The sequence below is a fragment of the Bacillus mycoides genome, assembly GCF_001757995.1.
Classification (GTDB): Bacteria; Bacillota; Bacilli; order Bacillales; family Bacillaceae_G; genus Bacillus_A; species Bacillus_A mycoides_B.
In genome coordinates this window covers 1-17,347 of record NZ_LXLV01000068.1, presented here as the reverse complement: position 1 = coordinate 17,347, position 17,347 = coordinate 1, and the positions used below count along the sequence as shown (strand labels likewise).

General features: G+C 35.0%; 25 protein-coding genes and 1 pseudogene. 12 read left to right on the top strand and 14 right to left on the bottom strand.

Features of this window, described 5'->3' with window-relative positions:
- Nucleotides 1-62 precede the first annotated feature (62 nt).
- A complete protein-coding gene (locus BWGOE10_RS23950) occupies nt 63-1,097 on the bottom strand; it encodes a YdcF family protein (protein ID WP_070145246.1) in 1,035 nt (344 codons plus the stop codon).
- Nucleotides 1,098-1,844: 747 nt separating this feature from the next.
- Here BWGOE10_RS23950 and BWGOE10_RS23945 point away from each other — a divergent pair.
- A complete protein-coding gene (locus BWGOE10_RS23945) occupies nt 1,845-2,645 on the top strand; it encodes an S-layer homology domain-containing protein (protein ID WP_070145245.1) in 801 nt (266 codons plus the stop codon).
- Between the two features lie 81 nt (nt 2,646-2,726).
- Entirely contained in the window at nt 2,727-2,960 is a 234-nt protein-coding gene (locus BWGOE10_RS23940; protein WP_070145244.1) for a spore germination protein, read from the top strand.
- A gap of 165 nt (nt 2,961-3,125) precedes the next feature.
- On the opposite strand, the gene cydB is transcribed toward BWGOE10_RS23940, so the two are convergent.
- Nucleotides 3,126-4,154: a cytochrome d ubiquinol oxidase subunit II gene (cydB, locus tag BWGOE10_RS23935; RefSeq protein WP_070145243.1), complete on the bottom strand. Its 1,029-nt coding sequence runs from the start codon at nt 4,152-4,154 to the stop codon at nt 3,126-3,128.
- On the bottom strand, nt 4,144-5,493 hold the full coding sequence (gene cydA / locus BWGOE10_RS23930) for a cytochrome ubiquinol oxidase subunit I (protein ID WP_070145242.1): 1,350 nt from the start codon (nt 5,491-5,493) through the stop codon (nt 4,144-4,146). The genes cydB and cydA overlap by 11 nt, the downstream gene beginning before the upstream one ends.
- 223 nt (nt 5,494-5,716) lie before the next feature.
- Here cydA and BWGOE10_RS23925 point away from each other — a divergent pair, with 223 nt between their 5' ends.
- The gene (locus tag BWGOE10_RS23925) at nt 5,717-6,280 is read left to right on the top strand and encodes a beta-class carbonic anhydrase (RefSeq protein WP_002015742.1); all 564 of its coding nucleotides are present in this window, start codon (nt 5,717-5,719) and stop codon (nt 6,278-6,280) included.
- On the opposite strand, the gene yidD is transcribed toward BWGOE10_RS23925, so the two are convergent.
- Nucleotides 6,277-6,513: a membrane protein insertion efficiency factor YidD gene (gene yidD, locus BWGOE10_RS23920; RefSeq protein WP_000809328.1), complete on the bottom strand. Its 237-nt coding sequence runs from the start codon at nt 6,511-6,513 to the stop codon at nt 6,277-6,279. The genes BWGOE10_RS23925 and yidD overlap by 4 nt on opposite strands.
- 128 nt (nt 6,514-6,641) lie before the next feature.
- Between yidD and luxS the strand changes: the two genes are divergently transcribed.
- Entirely contained in the window at nt 6,642-7,115 is a 474-nt protein-coding gene (gene luxS / locus BWGOE10_RS23915) for an S-ribosylhomocysteine lyase LuxS (protein WP_001141371.1), read from the top strand.
- A 62-nt stretch (nt 7,116-7,177) separates the two neighbouring features.
- Here the strand turns inward: luxS and BWGOE10_RS23910 are convergent, their stop codons facing one another.
- The 6 genes and pseudogenes from BWGOE10_RS23910 to ytzI all read right to left on the bottom strand — a co-directional run bounded on the left by BWGOE10_RS23910 (nt 7,178) and on the right by ytzI (nt 8,898).
- On the bottom strand, nt 7,178-7,405 hold the full coding sequence (locus tag BWGOE10_RS23910; protein WP_070145241.1) for a DUF3953 domain-containing protein: 228 nt from the start codon (nt 7,403-7,405) through the stop codon (nt 7,178-7,180).
- Nucleotides 7,406-7,418: 13 nt separating this feature from the next.
- A pseudogene (locus BWGOE10_RS30545) lies at nt 7,419-7,658 on the bottom strand (hypothetical protein).
- A 29-nt stretch (nt 7,659-7,687) separates the two neighbouring features.
- Nucleotides 7,688-7,921 carry a hypothetical protein gene (locus BWGOE10_RS23905; protein WP_070145240.1) on the bottom strand — a complete coding sequence of 78 codons (234 nt, stop codon included), beginning with the start codon at nt 7,919-7,921 and terminating at the stop codon, nt 7,688-7,690.
- A 350-nt stretch (nt 7,922-8,271) separates the two neighbouring features.
- Nucleotides 8,272-8,502, bottom strand: a complete 231-nt coding sequence (locus BWGOE10_RS23900; RefSeq protein ID WP_070145239.1) for a YczI family protein — start codon at nt 8,500-8,502, stop codon at nt 8,272-8,274.
- Between the two features lie 14 nt (nt 8,503-8,516).
- Entirely contained in the window at nt 8,517-8,747 is a 231-nt protein-coding gene (locus BWGOE10_RS23895) for a DUF3953 domain-containing protein (protein WP_070145238.1), read from the bottom strand.
- 1 nt (nt 8,748) lies between these two features.
- Nucleotides 8,749-8,898: a YtzI protein gene (gene ytzI / locus BWGOE10_RS23890; RefSeq protein WP_070145237.1), complete on the bottom strand. Its 150-nt coding sequence runs from the start codon at nt 8,896-8,898 to the stop codon at nt 8,749-8,751.
- 83 nt (nt 8,899-8,981) lie between these two features.
- Here ytzI and BWGOE10_RS23885 point away from each other — a divergent pair, with 83 nt between their 5' ends.
- The 3 genes from BWGOE10_RS23885 to BWGOE10_RS23875 all read left to right on the top strand — a co-directional run bounded on the left by BWGOE10_RS23885 (nt 8,982) and on the right by BWGOE10_RS23875 (nt 10,514).
- Complete coding sequence (locus BWGOE10_RS23885) at nt 8,982-9,299, top strand: hypothetical protein (RefSeq protein ID WP_002089150.1); 318 nt, start codon at nt 8,982-8,984, stop codon at nt 9,297-9,299.
- Nucleotides 9,300-9,383: 84 nt separating this feature from the next.
- A complete protein-coding gene (mutTA, locus tag BWGOE10_RS23880; protein WP_002015736.1) occupies nt 9,384-9,863 on the top strand; it encodes an antimutator 8-oxo-(dGTP/GTP)ase in 480 nt (159 codons plus the stop codon).
- A gap of 114 nt (nt 9,864-9,977) precedes the next feature.
- Nucleotides 9,978-10,514: a DUF3267 domain-containing protein gene (locus BWGOE10_RS23875; RefSeq protein ID WP_070145236.1), complete on the top strand. Its 537-nt coding sequence runs from the start codon at nt 9,978-9,980 to the stop codon at nt 10,512-10,514.
- A 106-nt stretch (nt 10,515-10,620) separates the two neighbouring features.
- Here BWGOE10_RS23875 and BWGOE10_RS23870 read toward each other — a convergent pair whose 3' ends face one another.
- On the bottom strand, nt 10,621-11,289 hold the full coding sequence (locus tag BWGOE10_RS23870) for an HAD family hydrolase (RefSeq protein WP_070145235.1): 669 nt from the start codon (nt 11,287-11,289) through the stop codon (nt 10,621-10,623).
- 93 nt (nt 11,290-11,382) lie between these two features.
- Here BWGOE10_RS23870 and BWGOE10_RS23865 point away from each other — a divergent pair, with 93 nt between their 5' ends.
- Both BWGOE10_RS23865 and BWGOE10_RS23860 read left to right on the top strand, forming a co-directional pair.
- Nucleotides 11,383-12,501 (top strand): hypothetical protein, encoded by a 1,119-nt coding sequence (locus BWGOE10_RS23865; RefSeq protein WP_070145234.1) that lies wholly within the window; start codon nt 11,383-11,385, stop codon nt 12,499-12,501.
- Between the two features lie 226 nt (nt 12,502-12,727).
- Nucleotides 12,728-12,955: a hypothetical protein gene (locus BWGOE10_RS23860; protein WP_070145233.1), complete on the top strand. Its 228-nt coding sequence runs from the start codon at nt 12,728-12,730 to the stop codon at nt 12,953-12,955.
- 34 nt (nt 12,956-12,989) lie between these two features.
- Here BWGOE10_RS23860 and BWGOE10_RS23855 read toward each other — a convergent pair whose 3' ends face one another.
- From BWGOE10_RS23855 to BWGOE10_RS23845, 3 genes are read right to left on the bottom strand one after another with little or no spacing between them, the layout of a single operon-like run.
- The gene (locus BWGOE10_RS23855; RefSeq protein ID WP_070145232.1) at nt 12,990-13,796 is read right to left on the bottom strand and encodes an ABC transporter permease; all 807 of its coding nucleotides are present in this window, start codon (nt 13,794-13,796) and stop codon (nt 12,990-12,992) included.
- A complete protein-coding gene (locus BWGOE10_RS23850; RefSeq protein WP_070145231.1) occupies nt 13,789-14,553 on the bottom strand; it encodes an ABC transporter ATP-binding protein in 765 nt (254 codons plus the stop codon). The genes BWGOE10_RS23855 and BWGOE10_RS23850 overlap by 8 nt, the downstream gene beginning before the upstream one ends.
- Before the next feature lie 11 nt (nt 14,554-14,564).
- On the bottom strand, nt 14,565-15,572 hold the full coding sequence (locus tag BWGOE10_RS23845) for an ABC transporter substrate-binding protein (protein ID WP_070145230.1): 1,008 nt from the start codon (nt 15,570-15,572) through the stop codon (nt 14,565-14,567).
- 120 nt (nt 15,573-15,692) lie between these two features.
- On the opposite strand from BWGOE10_RS23845, the gene BWGOE10_RS23840 reads away from it, so the two are divergent.
- The 3 genes from BWGOE10_RS23840 to BWGOE10_RS30535 all read left to right on the top strand — a co-directional run bounded on the left by BWGOE10_RS23840 (nt 15,693) and on the right by BWGOE10_RS30535 (nt 17,193).
- Nucleotides 15,693-15,989: a DUF3986 family protein gene (locus BWGOE10_RS23840; RefSeq protein ID WP_070145229.1), complete on the top strand. Its 297-nt coding sequence runs from the start codon at nt 15,693-15,695 to the stop codon at nt 15,987-15,989.
- An 11-nt stretch (nt 15,990-16,000) separates the two neighbouring features.
- Complete coding sequence (locus BWGOE10_RS23835) at nt 16,001-16,231, top strand: hypothetical protein (protein ID WP_070145228.1); 231 nt, start codon at nt 16,001-16,003, stop codon at nt 16,229-16,231.
- 860 nt (nt 16,232-17,091) lie between these two features.
- Nucleotides 17,092-17,193 (top strand): YjcZ family sporulation protein, encoded by a 102-nt coding sequence (locus tag BWGOE10_RS30535; RefSeq protein WP_000505688.1) that lies wholly within the window; start codon nt 17,092-17,094, stop codon nt 17,191-17,193.
- Nucleotides 17,194-17,347: the final 154 nt, after the last annotated feature.

Below are 17,347 nucleotides of genomic sequence, written 5' to 3'. Positions count from 1 at the left end.
ACCATTAAAATATTTTTGGAATTCGTATAAAAAATCCCATCCGTTCAAAGGATGGGGGGTTGTTAAGAAAATATAAAACTAAGTACTGTTAGGAATAAAGAGAATCCTAAAATAGTTCCGCACACTTTCATATGTCGTTTACGTCCCATAACGACGATTGCAACATATTCGCGAATCATTGCATTAGGCCAGTAATAAAATGCAGTTTTTGATCCAATTCCTTGGCTATTAAGACCAGCTTGTCTTGCATATATACCGGCGCGGAAAAGGTGGAAATTATTCGTTGTAAAAATACTTCTATACTTCCCTTCAGTTTTTAAAGAATCCATAATTTCTTTAGAGAACGACATATTTTGATATGTGTTTACAGAGCGATTTTCTTGCACTGTGTGTTCAAGAGGAATTCCTTTTTCAACCGCATAATTTTGCATCGCTTCTGCTTCAGGAAGCCCTTCATCTGGACCTTGTCCACCAGAGAAAATAATTGTTGGTGGTGTATTCACAGCTGCTTGTTTCCAATAAAAGTCGATAGCTTTATTAATACGACTTGCAAGTAAAGGCGGTACTTTATCATTAATTAAGCCGCTACCAAGGACGATGATGAAATCTTGGTTACGTCTTGGTCTGTTGAATTGGTATAGAAAATAGGCGCTTAAGAAGTTAGATAAATGTATAAAGAAATACATTGTTATAAGAGAAATCGCAGCAAAAATAAATTGAAAGTGTGTTGAGACTAAACTTGCTGGATTTATGATAGGGAGTAGTATACATAATAAAATCCCTAAAGCTGCAATTAAAGTTAAAGAGTTTGTAAATCGTCGTCCTTCACGCTTCATCAAGATTCTCGCATTAAGAAATAGCCCAAACATTAAAGCGACGATGCCAAAAGGTATCATTACAAGCAGTGCTATCATAGGTAGAATAACGATGAAATGTAAAGCGTTGCTACCAGATGTAAACGAGGCGATTGCACAAAATAATAGAAATGAACAGAAAAAGGCATTAAATAAAAAACCGTTTATTATTTTCCGTGGATCTTTTAAGTAAGAGATAAGAAAAATAATAAACAATATAAGAGGAATAATTCCGAGATACATAAATGTTGTACACCTCAATTTTTATGATGTTTTTATTGCACCCCTAATACTACATGATTTTGAAGTTATTAATAATAAAAATAACGATTTAGAATTTTCTCAATAAACGATATAGATAAATATGATAAAATGTATTCAAAGCGATATATTAAAAGTAAAATGGTTTAGAGGGCACTCTGTAGAGTGTCTTTTTCTTCGAAATATGTAATTTTGCATATTTTGTTCCTTTTTAATGAAAGAGGATTAAAATATAAATTGTGGATACATGCTATAAAGCAGAATTGTATACAAACATTAGCCTCTACTCTTTTTGTATCTAACAATCTTGTAACGATTAATGATTCTGTTTTCTAGTGTGTGTTTACGAAAAGTGGGATGGGCTGTATATAAACAGGGGAAAGGGAGTCTTCTTAAAAGGCGCCTTTTTGTTGTTGAATATAGATAGTTATCACTGTTAATATAGTGGAAAATATCTATACTAAACATTAGCAATCTTCCGTATAAATATTATCAATTTACTATATATTCCAATGATGTTAAGTTACATATGAAAGGCTTTCTTTTTCAAAATATTACCCCTAATAAAATTTTGAAGAAGTCAACTGTCTCCAAACTAGCTATTCATGCTTGGCAAAAAAAGAATCCATTTGGGTTCTTTTTTGCATTCGACATAATATGACAAGGTGTATTTGGATAATTTGTTATGTTGTTAAATGGTTATTATGGAAAAGAGAAGGAGATTTAAGCATGAGATTTAAAAAATTACTTTTAACAGGTGCAATTGTTGCAACAACAGCATTTACTTCAATTGGAACGGCGCAGGCAAGTATAGAGTTTAAAGATGTTCCAAACAATCATTGGGCTTATAAGGCAATTATGGACTTAGCAAATAAAAACATTGTTGCTGGATATGGAAATGGGATTTTTGGATTTGGTGATGATGTAACTCGTGAGCAAGTTGCAGCCCTTATGTTCCGTCAATTAAAGCCAGCAGTAAAAGAACAGTATAATAATCCGTATAAAGATGTTACTGATCGTTCGACTCTGTTTAAAAAAGAGATTCTTGCTTTAACAGAGATGGGTGCATTTGCTGGAGATGGCACAGGGAACTTTAGACCGAAAGATTCGTTAACTCGCGATGAAATGGCACAAATGTTAACAAAAGGGTTCCAATTGCAAATAAGAGGGGACCATAATTTCCCGGATGTAGATAGAAATGGATGGGCGAATCCTGCGATTACTGCAGTTAAATCAAATTATATTACAGCTGGAACTGGTGATGGTAAATTCGCACCTAGAATGCATGTAAGTCGTGAGCAATACGTTCAGTTCTTATATAACGCGACATTACCGCTTGAAGAAAGACCAGGAGCAAGACAAGAACAACCACAACCAGAGGTGAAGCCGGAACCAAAACGCTTTGCTAACTGTAAAGAAGCAAACGATGCTGGAGTTTATGATATTACAAGAGATAGTCCGTATTACGGTAAGCATTTAGATCGTGACGGCGATGGAATTGCTTGTGAGAGAAAGAAAAAAGGTAAATAAGAAAAAGCACTCAGCAGAGTGCTTTTTCTTATTTGAACATGCTATTTTTTTAGGCGATTCTCATAAAATAAAAGTAACGAAATGAAAGTAGGTGACAAAATGCCAGCTGTTGTTGAAGGTGTTATTATTGAGAACTGTAACGGGACAATTAACTTAGGTGATAAATATAACGTACATCCAATTGAAAAAACGAAAGCTTATAACGGGTCAGGATCATCAAATACTGGATTTAATGTGAGGACATTTAGTGGTATTAGTACAGCGGATGTAAGTGATAGCGATGTGTATGATCAAGTAATTCAATCTACGTTATAATTTTTATATGTAAAATTGCATAAAGTGATGTGTCCGCTGTGTGATACAATTTAGCTGTGAGCTGTTAGTGATTCTTCTGTATCATAGTTGTTAGATTGGAAATATAACATCTTATCGAAAATCATACGTAAAAAAGACACTTCAAACGAAGTGTCTTTTTTCATCTTAGTGATACCCTTTAGCAGAGTCTTTATGAATTTTATTTTTAAATATACTGTAGCTCCAAAGTTGATATCCAATAACAATTGGTACCATGACGATTGCAACGAAGAACATAATTTTTAAGTTTAATTGACTACCAGCTGCGTTGTATAACGTTGTGCTGTAAGCATCGTTAATACGAGATGGTAACATTCTTGGGAACATACCTGCAAAGCCAGTTGTCATAAACATTGCGATTGTTAAGCAAACGAATGTGAATGCAAGGCCGATTTTATGTTTGTACACCATAATAAGTGCGAGTACACTCATTAACATTGCAAGTACTGGTAGAATGAATAGTACAGGATATTCCGTAAAGTTTTGGAATAAATTTGTACGATTTGCAGTTGCGACATAGAAGATAGCTAAAATGATAGCAGCTGCCATTGAAAATGGTCTTGCGATTTTATAAGCACGATCAGATACTTCACCAGTCGTTTTAATCATAACCCAAAGGGCACCAGATACGACGAATATGGCAGTGAAGAAAAGACCACCTAAAATACCGTAATGGTTTAGTAAGCTAAGTAAGTTTCCTTCATAACCGTTTTTTCCGATTTCTAGTCCGTAATATAGGTTAGCGAATGTAACACCGAATAAGAAGGCGATTAGGAAACTACCAATTGTAAATGCCCATTTACAAGTTTTTTGCCAAATTGGTGAATCGTCTTTATGCATAAACTCAAGTCCAGCGGCACGAGCAAATAGTGCAAGTAATACTAAAAATAGTGGCGTATATAGGTAACTAAACATATTTGCATATGTGATTGGGAAGGCAGCGAATGTCGCGCCACCAGCTGTAATCAACCATACTTCATTACCACCCCAGAACGGGCCGATAGCTTCTTGTAATTGATTTCGTTCTTGTCGGTCTTTCGCAACGAATGGGAAAATCATCCCGTTACCGAGTGCGTAGCCATCAAGAATGAAGTAAACTGTCCAAATTACGCCCCATAAACCGAACCAGATGACTGCAAGCATATCATGAGACATGAGCTGTACCTCCTTCAGTATTATGGTCTTCTAATGCAGCTGGTCCTTTTTTCGCGAACTTCAGCATTAAGTATACGTCTGCAATTAAAAGTAAAGTGTAGAACAATATTAAACTAATTAATGAGAACCAAATTTGTGGAACTGATATAGGTGACACAGATTCAGCTGTACGCATTAGTTTATAAACTGTCCATGGTTGACGACCTACTTCAGCAACGATCCAACCAGCGTTAATTGCGATATACGGAAGTAAGACAGACCACATTGTAATTTTTAAATAGCGTTTTGAGTTTTCTAGTTTTCCTTTTCGGTTTAAATAGAAACCGAACCAAGTTAATGCCATAAAGAACATGCCAAGCGCAACCATTAAGCGGAAGCTATAGTACACGAGGTTAACGTTTGGACGATCTTCTTTCGGAATATCTTTTAAACCAACAATTTCTCCATCAAATGAGTTTGTATAGAAGAAACTTCCGAGTTTTGGAATTGTAAGTAGTTCAAAGTTTTTTTCATTTTTCACATCAGGAATTTGAATGATTGAGAAGCCTTGTCCTTTTCCAGTTTCCCAAACAGCTTCCATTGCAGCCCCTTTTACTGGTTGATACTTAGCTGCTGATACACCAGATTGGTGTCCCATAAAAGGTGTAATAGTTGCTGCGAATAATCCTAACATTAAACCAAACTTAAAAGACTTTTTGAAGAATTCTACTTCGTTTTTACGTAGTAAATGATATGCACTAATTGCCATAACGAAGAAAGCACCGACAATATAACAACTAATTACAGTATGGAAGAACATATTCCATGCATATGGATTTGTAACAAGAGCCCAGAAGTCATTTAATTCAGCGCGTCCGTTACGGACTACGTACCCAACAGGATTTTGCATGAATCCGTTTGCAGTAATAATCCAAAGGGCAGAAATATTTGTTCCAAGTGCAACCATCCACATACAGAAAGCACGGAACTTTGGTGAAATTTTGTCTTTACCGAATAACCATATTCCCATGAAAGTAGATTCTAAGAAGAAGGCAACGAGTGCTTCGATTGCGAGAGGTGATCCGAAAATATCTCCCATATATTTGGAGTACTCAGACCAGTTTGTGCCAAATTGGAACTCCATCGTAATCCCGGTTATAATCCCCATTACGAAGTTAATTGTAAATAATTTACCCCAGAAATTTGCCATTTTGCGGTATGTTGGATTCAATGTGCGGGCGTATTGAGTTTCCATACATGCTACTAAAATAACAAGTCCGATTGTCAAAGGTACAAATAAAAAGTGATAAAAAATAGTAATTGCAAATTGAAAACGACTCAGTAACAGAACGTCGGACATAATAAATATTCACTCCTTTTTACATTATCTACAGTTAGTTTATAGTGAGAATAGGGGTAAAGTATGTGTGACTTGTTACAAAGCTGTGTGTATATTTTGAAAGAATTATGTCGGTTATCTGAAAATATATTGCTTTTATAATAAAACAATATCCTTTTTGAGTTTTTCATATTTTGGTACACTATCTATGTAGTGTAAATGAGAGAAAAGAGGGTTTTTAACTATGAAGTCATTAGAAGAGATTTTACAATACAATGAAAAGTTCGTTGAAGAGAAAAAATACGAAGAGTATGAAACAGGAAAATTTCCAAACAAAAAAATGGTAATTATCTCTTGTATGGATACTCGTCTTGTTGAACTATTACCGAAAGCAATGAATATGCGTAACGGTGATGTGAAAATTATTAAAGTAGCAGGCGCTGTTATTTCGCATCCATTCGGAAGTATTATGCGTAGTATTTTAGTCGCTGTATATGAGCTTGGAGCTGACGAAGTATGTGTTGTCGGTCATCATGATTGTGGCATGGCAAAAATTCAAGCAAGCAGTACAATTGAAAAAATGAAAGAGCGCGGCGTAACAGAAGAGAAATTAGATACACTTCGTTATTCTGGAATCGATTTAGAAAGATTCCTACAAGGATTCTCTAGTGTAGAAGAAAGTGTAGAACATAGTGTGTCAATACTTCGCAACCATCCGTTACTTCCGGAAGAAGTACCTGTTCACGGTCTTGTTATAGATCCTGACACAGGAAAATTAGATTTAGTTGTGAATGGTTACGACAATTAAGAATTTACTTTGTCATCCTTTTTATCTGGGACAGGATCAAATCCTCCTGGATGGAAAGGGTGGCATTTTAATATACGCTTACATGTAAGCCAAAATCCTTTGAGTGCACCATGTTTTTGAAACGCTTCTAATCCATAATGAGAGCAAGTCGGATGAAAGCGACACGTTGGTGGTGTCATTGGAGAAATGAACTTTTGATAAAAGCGTATAATACCGATAAAAATCTGTTTCATAATGGTCTCCTTTTCAGCATAGTCTTAAAGTATTATAGCACGACTGTACATAATACTTTACTAATGTGGATTTCCGTTATATCATATTGGATATAACGGAATTAAATTAAAAGCGGGAGAGATGTTGTATGCCATCAGTAGAAAGCTTTGAATTAGACCATACGATTGTAAAGGCGCCTTATGTAAGACATTGCGGAGTCCACAATGTAGGTAGTGACGGTATTGTAAATAAATTTGATATTCGTTTTTGCCAACCGAATAAACAAGCAATGAAACCAGATGTTATTCATACGTTAGAACATTTATTAGCATTTAATTTACGTAAATATATTGATCGTTATCCGCATTTTGATATTATCGATATTTCACCAATGGGTTGCCAAACAGGATATTATCTTGTTGTTAGCGGAACACCGACGGTTCGAGAAATCATTGATTTATTAGAACTAACATTAAAAGACGCGGTTCAAATTACAGAAATTCCAGCTGCAAATGAAACACAATGTGGCCAAGCGAAGCTTCATGACTTAGAAGGAGCACAACGCTTAATGAACTTCTGGTTAAGCCAAGATAAAGATGAACTTGAGAAAGTGTTTGGATAAAGTGAAAACTGCCTGTGAAAGGGCAGTTTTTTATTTTGTTAAGAGAAAACATGCTCTTCTTTTTATGAAAGTATACTAGATACTCCAACATATAAAATAGCAGCGGAAACGAGAAAATAAACAAATGCTTTTGCTTTTTGCTGTTGCTTCAATTCATCAATTGCAAAAAAGATAAACATAATACTTAAAAGGTTAAATACGTAGGGTAAAAGTACAGTGAGATTTGCAAAGAGGCTAAGTAGAGCGAGAATGAGGGCAATAGTTGCTAGTATAATGCGAATATTTTTCAATACGAAATCCTCCTTAGAAGAACAGTATAAATGGGATAAAAAAAATAATGGTAAACATACTTAAACCGATGCTAATAGCTCCAATTTGCTTTTACTGCTTTTGAATCGTCTCAATTCCTACTAAAATGCCATACAAACTAAAGAGAAACAAAATGATAGATGAAAAGATTTGAAAGTTCATTGTAAATGTGCTGTATAAACATAGAATTAAAGTAATAAAAACGATGATTAGTTCTATTTGTTTTATGTGCATTTTAGCCCCTTTTAAGTAGAAAGAGTTAGTTACCTGGAGATCATAATTATAATAGCAACGATTAAAGTAAATACGCCAGAAAAGAAGGAGAGTGTACTATGTACTTTCTTTCCTTTCTGTTTTTCTTCTGCACTCATGATGAAAGTCATAATAGATAAGGCAATAAGCATATAGGGCATCGTAACAAGCGGGTTTCTAAACATTCCATATAGAGCGAGAGCGATGACGATAAGAGCAGATATAATGCGAAATATTTTTAGCATACTAACCCCTACCTTTTTGTATTTTTAAATTAGACTCCAATGTAATAACAGTTCGTAGTTGGTATTTAAAGTTTAATGCTACATGTAGCGAAAGTAGTTCGATATTAAAACGAAGAATATAAGACTAGAAACGAAAAAACACGGAATACTCATTGATTTTCGTCCGGATTTCAGTTCATTAATTCCTAGAAGAATAAAGAAACAACTGAGAGTAAATTGTATGTATGGGAGAAGTGTGAAATTATCGGTAATAAGAGAATAAGTGCAAAGAGAGAGTACGAGAAGCGTGAGAAGTGCTAAAAAAATCCGTAATCCAGTTAGCATTGTATAACCTCCTTTAAATAGACTATTTACCGGAATAGTTCTGACAAACTAAGAAATAAAGCACCAGCACCAGCCATGAAAGCAAGTGTGCCGCTAGATTTTCTGTCTTTTTTTATTTCTTCTAGACCTATAGTGAAAGCCATCAATCCTAAGGAAATGAACATGTAAGGCATAATGTCTCTGTTGCCGCTGATAAAACTATAGATTGCTATAGATAAAGTGATAAGTGAAAAAGTAATTCGAAATCCTTTTAACATAAAGGACCCTCCTTCTATTTTATGTATGTAATGATGAGAACAATCCAAATGAAAGCCCCAGCAGCAATACAAATAAATCCAGTTCCTGAATCCTTCTTTTTTATTTGTTCAATTGCAATGAGGAACATTAAAGCACCTAATAGAAATTGTGAAAGAGGTAGAAAGTTATTTTGACCTGTATAGAGCCCAATTGCCGACATAATTATCACAGTAAGTGCGATTATGATGCGAAGTATACGAAGCATTTTATGAATCCTCCTTGCTGTTTTTTGTATAAGGGTTATCTTCTGGTTTATCAATCGAATGTTTGTAAGAATAGCCTTTATTAATCGTCATAACGGAGAGTACTAATATAATCAGTACGATTATAATTCCGATAATTAATATTTTGAGCATGAAATCCCTCCTTTTCTTTATTTTACATAATTTTGTAATTAATGAAAACAATAGAAATTAAAAGGATGAAAGAAGGGTGTTACATGGAGAATAAAAAAACATATTATATATCAGTTGGAAATGGTCAAATTTCGCAAGTGAAGACGGCGGATACGTATAATTTTGAGATTTATGCAAATGACGAGGAGATTACGGAGTTAAGAGAGTATTTTGATCAAGCGTATGAAGAGGACTTAGGTTCGTATGTACGCTCCCACGTTCCATTCGTTGAGTATCATCACGATTCGAATAATGATCGATATGATGAACAACTACAAAAAGCATATAAAATGATTTATGATCTAGGGAATCATGAAACGAAAGAATTAGTCGCGCAAATGGGAATAATCAATGGATTGTAATTGGATAATATTATGCAGAAAAGCGAGAATATGCTACAATTTGTGGTAGGAAAAACTTGTAATCATCAATAGGGGAGTAATGGCATGTACAAATTTAAAGATTATTACCACAACACTGTACAATTATCGTTTGAACGTTACCCATTTTCTCCTGAGCCAAAGCATGTTTGGGTTGTATGCCGGTACGGGGATCAATGGTTATTAACGCATCATTTACGCCGTGGTCTTGAATTTCCAGGTGGTAAAGTAGAACTCGGGGAAACACCGGAAGAAGCGGCAGTTCGAGAAGTTCATGAGGAAACCGGCGGCATAGTTTCTGATTTAACTTACTTAGGGCAATACAAAGTATCCGGAAAAGACAAAATAATCATTAAAAACATTTATTTTGCAACAATTAGTGCGGTAGAGCAGCATACGCATTACGAAGAAACGAAAGGGTCTGTTTTATTAAAAGACATTCCTGATAATATTAAAACTGATAGAAAATTTAGCTTTATTATGCGCGATGATGTATTAGCGCGTACGATGAAACATATAGAAGAAATCGGTTGCTTTACGAAGTAAAGTGGCCGATTTCTTTTTTTATGTGTTCAAGAATAAATGTAAATATATCCTTACATTATTTTGGGTATATTATACAATTTTGTAAAGATATATTTACATCTTAGGAGGGGAAAGATGGATAAAAGAAAAGAAACGACTGTTACTGTTTCGATGGTTAAATTAAATTTCTATTCATGTTGTATAGCATTCGCTCTGGCGATTGGAATTAGTTTTTTACATTCACTTCTTTCAGGCGGGGTTCAAGTTGAAATTACGTTACCAACCCTGTTTCTTTTTATTATCGCAATGATTGTTCTCATTTGTATTCATGAAGCGATACATTTAATAGGATTTCGCTATATCGGAGGTGTTCCATGGAGTAAGCTGAAATGGGGTGTCAATTGGAAGTTAGGTGTTGCATATGCTCATTCTAAAAAGGCGATTACAGTAAAGCAAATGAAGAAAGTGTTAATGCTTCCGTTTTTACCAACTGGAATTTTACCAATTGTATTGGGATTAGCTATGAATCTGGAGCCACTCTCATTTTTAGGGATTCTACTAACAGCAGGTTGTATCGGTGACATTGCCCTATATCAAAAAGTTTCAAAGTTTCCAGATGATGCGCAAGTGATAGACCATCCGAGTAAACCGCAGTTTACAGTTTATGAATAATAAAGGAAGGGGAGGCTTTTTTAACAATGGCCTCCTTTTTGTTTGTCAGCTTTTATCGGTAAGGCGATATATTTCAAAAATCGCTGATATAATTTATTTACTATTGTTATGTCTTTACTTCCACCTCTAAAAACGAAAGAACCTCTAATAAATCATTAATCACACGTGAATGTGTAAAGTCACCCCAAAATAAATCTCTCTTCCAAACGCCATGAATTCCTACGTTTTCAGCCCCAAGTACATCGTTTTCTGGATGATCTCCAACGTAAAGGCATTCTTCCGCTGTAACATGTAGCTTTTGCAAAGCACGTTCGAAAATTTCAGGATGAGGTTTTTTAATTCCTTCAGCTTCTGAAACGAGAATTGTGTTTGTATACGTATGTATGTTTAGTGCTCGAAGGTTGCCCATCTGAAATTCAGTAAATCCGTTTGTAATAATACCAATTTTTATATTGTGCTGAGTCAGTTGTTGAAGTAATTCATGCATGTTTGGGAAAGGAATACAATGATGTTGAAAGTTTGTAATGTAGTCGTGCAACAGTTGCTCTTGCGTTAAAGTGCTAATGTTGTATTCGCGAAGGAGAGTAGCATATACTTTATCCTTCCACGTATAGCCGTTATTATCGAGTACAAGAAACCGAGAGCAATACTCGGATTTTTCTACGCTGATCAAGTGAGAGGCGAAGCGATTATATTGATCATGAATAAACTTTTCTAAAGATTGACGACGATCTAATAGTGTCCCATCTAAATCAAATAGCACCGTACGAATCATATGTAACCTCCTCAAAGTTTTTATAAATAATTATCGCATATTTGTGAAAAAATGATTATCATATTTTTGTAGACTGTAACGACGGAGGTTCAAATGAAAGAACTGTATGGGAAATTAGTTTGTTTTATAATTTCAATTGGCTTAGTAGCTGGATGTGATATGGCGGAGCAAACTTCGAAAAGAGAGAAGAAAGATGTGTGCGAAACGACAGAAGAATGCACACAAATAGGCGATAAAACGCTTCAAAAAGTATATAAACAGATAGATGGACTTTCAGAACTTGAAGTACCAGAGGATTATGATTTAGAAGGAAATTCAAGTAATGATATGAAAGAAGCGGAAATGAAAAAAGAGGATGATGAAAATTATTTCTTTTTAGCTTCGTATTATATTGATGGTGAGGAAATTGTAGATCCTTATTTTGAAAAAATAGAACGGAAACGTTTAAATAAAGCATTTGTTGATGATAAGGGAGCGGAAGAAGTAGTATTAAAGCAACGTAAAGATAGAGATTATCATGAATCGTTATGGGAGATGTATAGCACTCTTATTCCAACTAAGTATCGTAATGACATCAAAGAGTTTGATATGGTAACAGATGGTTACGGTGGAGTAGTAGCTCATGTTATGCCTAGCATGGAGTATCCGAAAGAATGGACTCTTAGTTTAGATACGCTTGACTCTGCAGTAAATATCGATCAATTGATAAAAACATTAATACATGAAACGGCTCATGTATTAACGCTAGGACATAAACAGATACCAGTAAATGAAAAGTACTTAAAAGCTTTTGAAGAAGATAAAAATATTTCATCATACCAAAATAAATGTAAATCTCTTTTTTTACAAGAAGGATGTGCGAAGGAAAGCTCTTATATAAATCAATTCCATAATTTATTTTGGAAACAAATTGAGCAGGAGTGGACAGAAAAGAAAGTGGAAGAAAGTGAAGAAGCTCAAATTGCATTTTTTAAGGAAAAGCATGATGAGTTTGTTTCACTGTATGGGACGGCAAATGTAGCAGAGGATATTGCATATACATTTACAACGTTTATTTTACAAGATTCAAAAAAGGTGAAAGAAGGAACTGAGTTAAAGTATAAAAAAATTGATTTCTTCTATCAATTCCCTGAGCTTGTAAAAATGAGAGCGGAAGTGTTAGCGGGATTATATGATGTTTCGAAAACGATAGAACAACCAAGTGGACACTAATGCGAGTTATGTGTTCGATATATTTTAGCCAAGGGAAAACGTGAAGAGTTTTAGTTCTTTTCGTTTTTTTATGTTGATAAAATTGAAAATTCTGTCTTTTCTCTAAAAAGAAGAAGGAACTAGCGCTATAAAATAGAATTAGTATAAAAATGTCACAAATTAGACACAATTATAATGCGCATATTATAGGGGCTATAAGTTTACTCTCGAGGAGGTAATGAAACGTATGAAAACGATTCTTGCTGTTGCTGGTCTCATTTGGGTAATGTCTCACGGTTTTCCGATTTTTGAAGGGGAGCAAATTCGTAGTGCATTGGATAAAAAGTTTAATGATTATCATGTGATAGATCGAAAAGATAATGTTGTTACGGTGCGTGTGAAAGATTGCTTCCATACAGTTACGGTTGCTAATGGCAATGTTACAAATGATGCAAAAATGTGCGATCAAAGATAAAAGAAAGAAGCTGACTCTAGTGCACGGTTTTGAGTCAGCTTCTTTTTCGTTTCCCAATAAGGAGTTTTTCGAATGCCTCGACAAATACATACATAAGAGTTGCAAGGATACATGTGAGCAATACACTCAGTAAGACGAGTGTGAAGTTAAAGACTTGGAATCCGTAACTAATTAAATAGCCAAGTCCTTGTTTAGAAACGAGGAGTTCTCCGAAAATAACACCGACCCATGATAAGCCAACATTCACCTTTAACGTTGAAATAATGGCAGGGAAGGATGAAGGGAGAATAACGTGCTTATAGCATTGCCATTTAGTGGATCCAAATGTATCCATGACTTTTACATAGTTGGAATCGACTTCTTGAAATGCGCTGTAAATAACGAGAATGGTAATGATGATGGAGATGATTACCCCCATTGCGATAGAAGATGAAATGTTTGGTCCGAAAATTACAATGATGATTGGACCAAGTGCCACTTTTGGCATTGCGTTTAGGACGACGAGATATGGATCGAGTACACGAGCTAAAAGTGGCATCCACCAAAGGAGAGTAGCGATAATAGCTCCGAGTACAGTGCCGAGAATGAAGCCTACTCCTGTTTCAAGTAACGTCGTCCATATGTGAATCCAAAGTGAATCGTCAATCCATTTCGTTAAGAAGAGATCCCAAATACTCGAGGGAGAGCTAAAGAGTAAAGGATCAATCCACTCTTTCTTGCTAGCTATTTCCCATAACGCGAAGAAGAGAACGAGCAGTAAAAGTTGTAAAGAGCGAGCTAACCATGCATGTTGTCTTTCTTTTCTTCGAAACTGTTCATGTAGTTGTTTTATATTATCCAAGTCGTTCCAACTCCTTCCATATTTCTTGGAAGAGGACTGGGAAGTCATGGTGGTGGCGTGCTTCTAACGGCGATAAAGAACGGATACTTTCTGGGACGATGAACGTTTTTGCAATTTTTCCAGGGTTCGCTTGCAGTAAATAAATGCGATCGCTCATCGCAATTGCTTCTTCAATATCATGTGTCACAAGTAGTGATGTTTTCTTGTATTTACGTAGTAATGTGAAGACGAGTTCTTCTAGTTTTAATTTTGTTTGATAATCGAGAGCGGAAAATGGTTCATCTAGCAATAAAATTTTCGGATCGGTCGCTAATGTTCGAACGAGGGCAGCACGTTGGCGCATACCGCCGGATAGCTCACGAGGATATTGCTGTTCTATATCATGTAAGCCGACTTGCTTTAAAAGCTTTAATGTATGTTCCTTCGTATTTTTATCATAAATCTTCCGAATATGAAGTCCGAGCATAATATTTTCTTCAATTGTTTTCCAAGGAAACAAGTAATCTTGCTGGAGCATATAGCCCATAGATGGGGTCATCGTTGTGATCGGTTCACCATCTAAAAATACGATTCCTTCAATTGGATCGAGTAGCCCTGCAATTATGGAGAGGAGCGTTGTTTTTCCGCAACCACTCGGACCAAGAATAGAAATAAACTCTCCTTCTTCTACGTGCAAGCTCATATCTTCAAGAATAAGTTTCGCATTTTCTTTTGCAAAAAAGCAGTGAGAAACGTTACGTATTTGTAAAAAACTCATACACTTCGCCTCTATTTCTTAATAACGCTTTCGGCAATTTTTGTATTGACGAGCGTTTCATGTGGAACTTCTTTTTGTAATTCGCCAGCTTCTTTCATAATCGTTTGGAGCTGTTTCCATTCTTCAGCATCTAATAATGGATTTGTCGCATAAGAATGTTGTTTTTTGTAGCGCTCAATTACTTTCACTGAAATGTCTTTTGAAGTGTCTTTAAATAATGGGGAAACAGCGGTAGCAATTTCTTCTGGACTATGTGTATCAACCCATTGCTGTGCTTTATATAGTGCGCGCGTGAATTTTTCTGCAGCAGCTTTATCTTTCTTTAAGAAACTTTCTTTTGCCATAAACGTTGTATAAGGGACAGTACCAGATTCAGCTCCGAAAGACGCGACGATATAACCTTTTCCTTCTTTTTCAAGTATACTTGCAGTCGGTTCAAAGAGCTGTACAAATTCTCCCGTACCAGATGCAAAGGCATTTGCAATGTTAGCAAACTCGATATTTTGAATTAAGTTCGTATCTTTGCGAGGGTCAATGCCATTTTTCTTTAAAACGTATTCACCAACCATTTGTGGCATACCGCCTTTACGCTGTCCTAAAAATGTAACGCCTTTTACGTCATTCCAATTAAAAGAGTCTAACTTTTTACGGGAAACTAAAAATGTGCCATCTGTTTGTGTAAGCTGCGCAAAATTAATGACAGGATCTTTTGCTCCTTGTTGATGAACATAAATAGACGTTTCTGAACCAACGAGCGCAATATCAATGCCGCCAGATAAAAGGGTGGTCATCGTTTTATCTCCGCCAGCTGTTGTTTGTAAGTCAATATTTAAACCTTCATCTTTAAAAAATCCTTTTTCAATTCCAACATATAATGGTGCGTAGAAAAGAGAGTGGGTAACTTCGCCAACGCGAATTTTTTGAGCTTGTTCTTTTGTATTTTCTTTTGTGCTACTACAAGCAGCGAATGTGAAAACAGCTAGTAACATGATGCAAAAAGCAGTTATTAATTTTTTCACTATATGACACCTCCTAGAAGTCAATCTACAAGCATAATATGTAGGTAAGTGCCCATATGTGAGTATATATAGCAGGAATTTTTTGGGTAGTAAAGAAGTACAAATATAAGGGGTGATAAAATGGATTACGAATACGATGATAGCGTACATTTACATCTTGATTATTTCGGAACTGAATGTGATATGGAATCGATTGCTTATAAGAGGAAGCATGAAGACGTGTGGGATGTATATTTTAATTTTGGAGTATATGGTATTCAGAAAGATGATGTAGGGGCAGGAATGTTTATGGACGAATATGCCGGTTATTACGTTTTTTCTGTACATGCTCGTGATTTGAGCTGGGAATTTGGAAGTGCTCAGTTTGAAGACTGGGTTTTGAAGAACCGTATAGTAGAAAAAACGCTTCAAAAATAGGGAGGAATTTCGTGGTTGAATTTCTCATCTTATTGTTTATTTGCGTAACTGGAATTTACATCATGCAAGTGCTCACTTACCGATTTGCAAAGAAAAATATTCATAAATACAAAAGATTGAAATTGGTTCATATGTGGTTAGATATGACTATGAAAAAGGGTCCGAGATTAGATTTTTTTGATTTTGTACTTATAGTAATCGTAAGTATCATATGGAAATTATGGATGCTTCCTCTTGTATAGTAAACATGCTAATCATTTCGTCATTTTTTTCTTTTCATAAATAAGTAACAAAAAGAACCTGTCGCATTGAACTGTATCCCGAATCATGGGCACTTAAAAAAAGCCCATGATTCGGGGTTTTTGTGTATTTTTATCAAAAAACCTCGTTATCCTTAATCCATATAAAATATAGATTTTAAAAAAACTCCCCTTAGGCATCTAAAGGGAGTTTTTTAGGTTTATACATCAGTAAAATACTATTTTTAAATTACTATCAATCTATTTCTTTCGTGTTAGAACCATTACAACAAACCAAAATAAAATAACTAAACCTGCAATACCAATTGCTATTGGAGTGTTTAAACTTAATAAATAATCTACACCAAAATAGAAAATTAAACAGATTAGAATAGCTAATACTATAACAAACTTGTCATTCATTAGAATACTAGTAGCATTACTGCTGTACCTTTAAAAATCTTGTTCTTCATAATAAATTCCTCCTACGACATAACGTTTTCTTTATATTTTTATTTTTCTATTTTTCACCCTACATCCAAATAATAAGTTTATTGGAATTCAAATACAAGTCTCGTTGTCTATACAATTATTTGGTATGATTAACCTGTAAATAATTGTAAACTTCGTAAGGTGTACGATTGGAAATTTTCGAAAAAAAGAATTAAAATTCCAAGAATATTGGATAGAAGTTTAATACATAAAACTTGGTTATCAAGTCGGAGGAAGGCACCTTAGGGTGTCTTTTCTTTTTTTCTTAAAGGACCTGCTCAATTAATGAGTAAAAACATAAAGTAAATTGAATCCGTTAAAATACATGAGTGACACCTTGTTTTCGCCTCTTATCTAAAGGAGGAACTATTATGGGCTTTGGTGGTAGTTGTAGTAGTTGTGGCGGCGGCTTTGCTTTATTAGTTGTATTATTTATTTTATTAATCATAGTTGGAGCTTCTTGCTTCTGCTAAAAAACTATCGGAAAAGACACTCTTATATGATATTATCCCCTTAAGGTAGACAGTGTAAAAAGACCATGAATACACATGGATGTTACACTTTTACTTGGAGGGGATTTTATTATGGTTAAAAAAGGGGATAAATTTCAAACTTATTCAGATAAAT

Excerpts from the sequence above, each read along its gene's own strand:
- cydB (WP_070145243.1), bottom strand. The coding sequence starts at position 4,154 with ATGTCTCATGATATGCTTGCAGTCATCTGGTTCGGTTTATGGGGCGTA.
- BWGOE10_RS23840 (WP_070145229.1), top strand. The coding sequence starts at position 15,693 with ATGGATTACGAATACGATGATAGCGTACATTTACATCTTGATTATTTC.
- ytzI (WP_070145237.1), bottom strand. The coding sequence starts at position 8,898 with ATGCTCAAAATATTAATTATCGGAATTATAATCGTACTGATTATATTA.
- BWGOE10_RS23945 (WP_070145245.1), top strand. The coding sequence starts at position 1,845 with ATGAGATTTAAAAAATTACTTTTAACAGGTGCAATTGTTGCAACAACA.
- luxS (WP_001141371.1), top strand. The coding sequence starts at position 6,642 with ATGCCATCAGTAGAAAGCTTTGAATTAGACCATACGATTGTAAAGGCG.
- cydA (WP_070145242.1), bottom strand. The coding sequence starts at position 5,493 with ATGTCCGACGTTCTGTTACTGAGTCGTTTTCAATTTGCAATTACTATT.
- BWGOE10_RS23905 (WP_070145240.1), bottom strand. The coding sequence starts at position 7,921 with ATGCTAAAAATATTTCGCATTATATCTGCTCTTATCGTCATCGCTCTC.
- BWGOE10_RS30535 (WP_000505688.1), top strand. The coding sequence starts at position 17,092 with ATGGGCTTTGGTGGTAGTTGTAGTAGTTGTGGCGGCGGCTTTGCTTTA.
- BWGOE10_RS23925 (WP_002015742.1), top strand. The coding sequence starts at position 5,717 with ATGAAGTCATTAGAAGAGATTTTACAATACAATGAAAAGTTCGTTGAA.
- BWGOE10_RS23895 (WP_070145238.1), bottom strand. The coding sequence starts at position 8,747 with ATGCTTCGTATACTTCGCATCATAATCGCACTTACTGTGATAATTATG.
- yidD (WP_000809328.1), bottom strand. The coding sequence starts at position 6,513 with ATGAAACAGATTTTTATCGGTATTATACGCTTTTATCAAAAGTTCATT.
- BWGOE10_RS23870 (WP_070145235.1), bottom strand. The coding sequence starts at position 11,289 with ATGATTCGTACGGTGCTATTTGATTTAGATGGGACACTATTAGATCGT.
- BWGOE10_RS23875 (WP_070145236.1), top strand. The coding sequence starts at position 9,978 with ATGGATAAAAGAAAAGAAACGACTGTTACTGTTTCGATGGTTAAATTA.
- BWGOE10_RS23885 (WP_002089150.1), top strand. The coding sequence starts at position 8,982 with ATGGAGAATAAAAAAACATATTATATATCAGTTGGAAATGGTCAAATT.
- BWGOE10_RS23860 (WP_070145233.1), top strand. The coding sequence starts at position 12,728 with ATGAAAACGATTCTTGCTGTTGCTGGTCTCATTTGGGTAATGTCTCAC.
- BWGOE10_RS23865 (WP_070145234.1), top strand. The coding sequence starts at position 11,383 with ATGAAAGAACTGTATGGGAAATTAGTTTGTTTTATAATTTCAATTGGC.
- BWGOE10_RS23950 (WP_070145246.1), bottom strand. The coding sequence starts at position 1,097 with ATGTATCTCGGAATTATTCCTCTTATATTGTTTATTATTTTTCTTATC.
- BWGOE10_RS23900 (WP_070145239.1), bottom strand. The coding sequence starts at position 8,502 with ATGTTAAAAGGATTTCGAATTACTTTTTCACTTATCACTTTATCTATA.
- BWGOE10_RS23850 (WP_070145231.1), bottom strand. The coding sequence starts at position 14,553 with ATGAGTTTTTTACAAATACGTAACGTTTCTCACTGCTTTTTTGCAAAA.
- BWGOE10_RS23940 (WP_070145244.1), top strand. The coding sequence starts at position 2,727 with ATGAAAGTAGGTGACAAAATGCCAGCTGTTGTTGAAGGTGTTATTATT.
- mutTA (WP_002015736.1), top strand. The coding sequence starts at position 9,384 with ATGTACAAATTTAAAGATTATTACCACAACACTGTACAATTATCGTTT.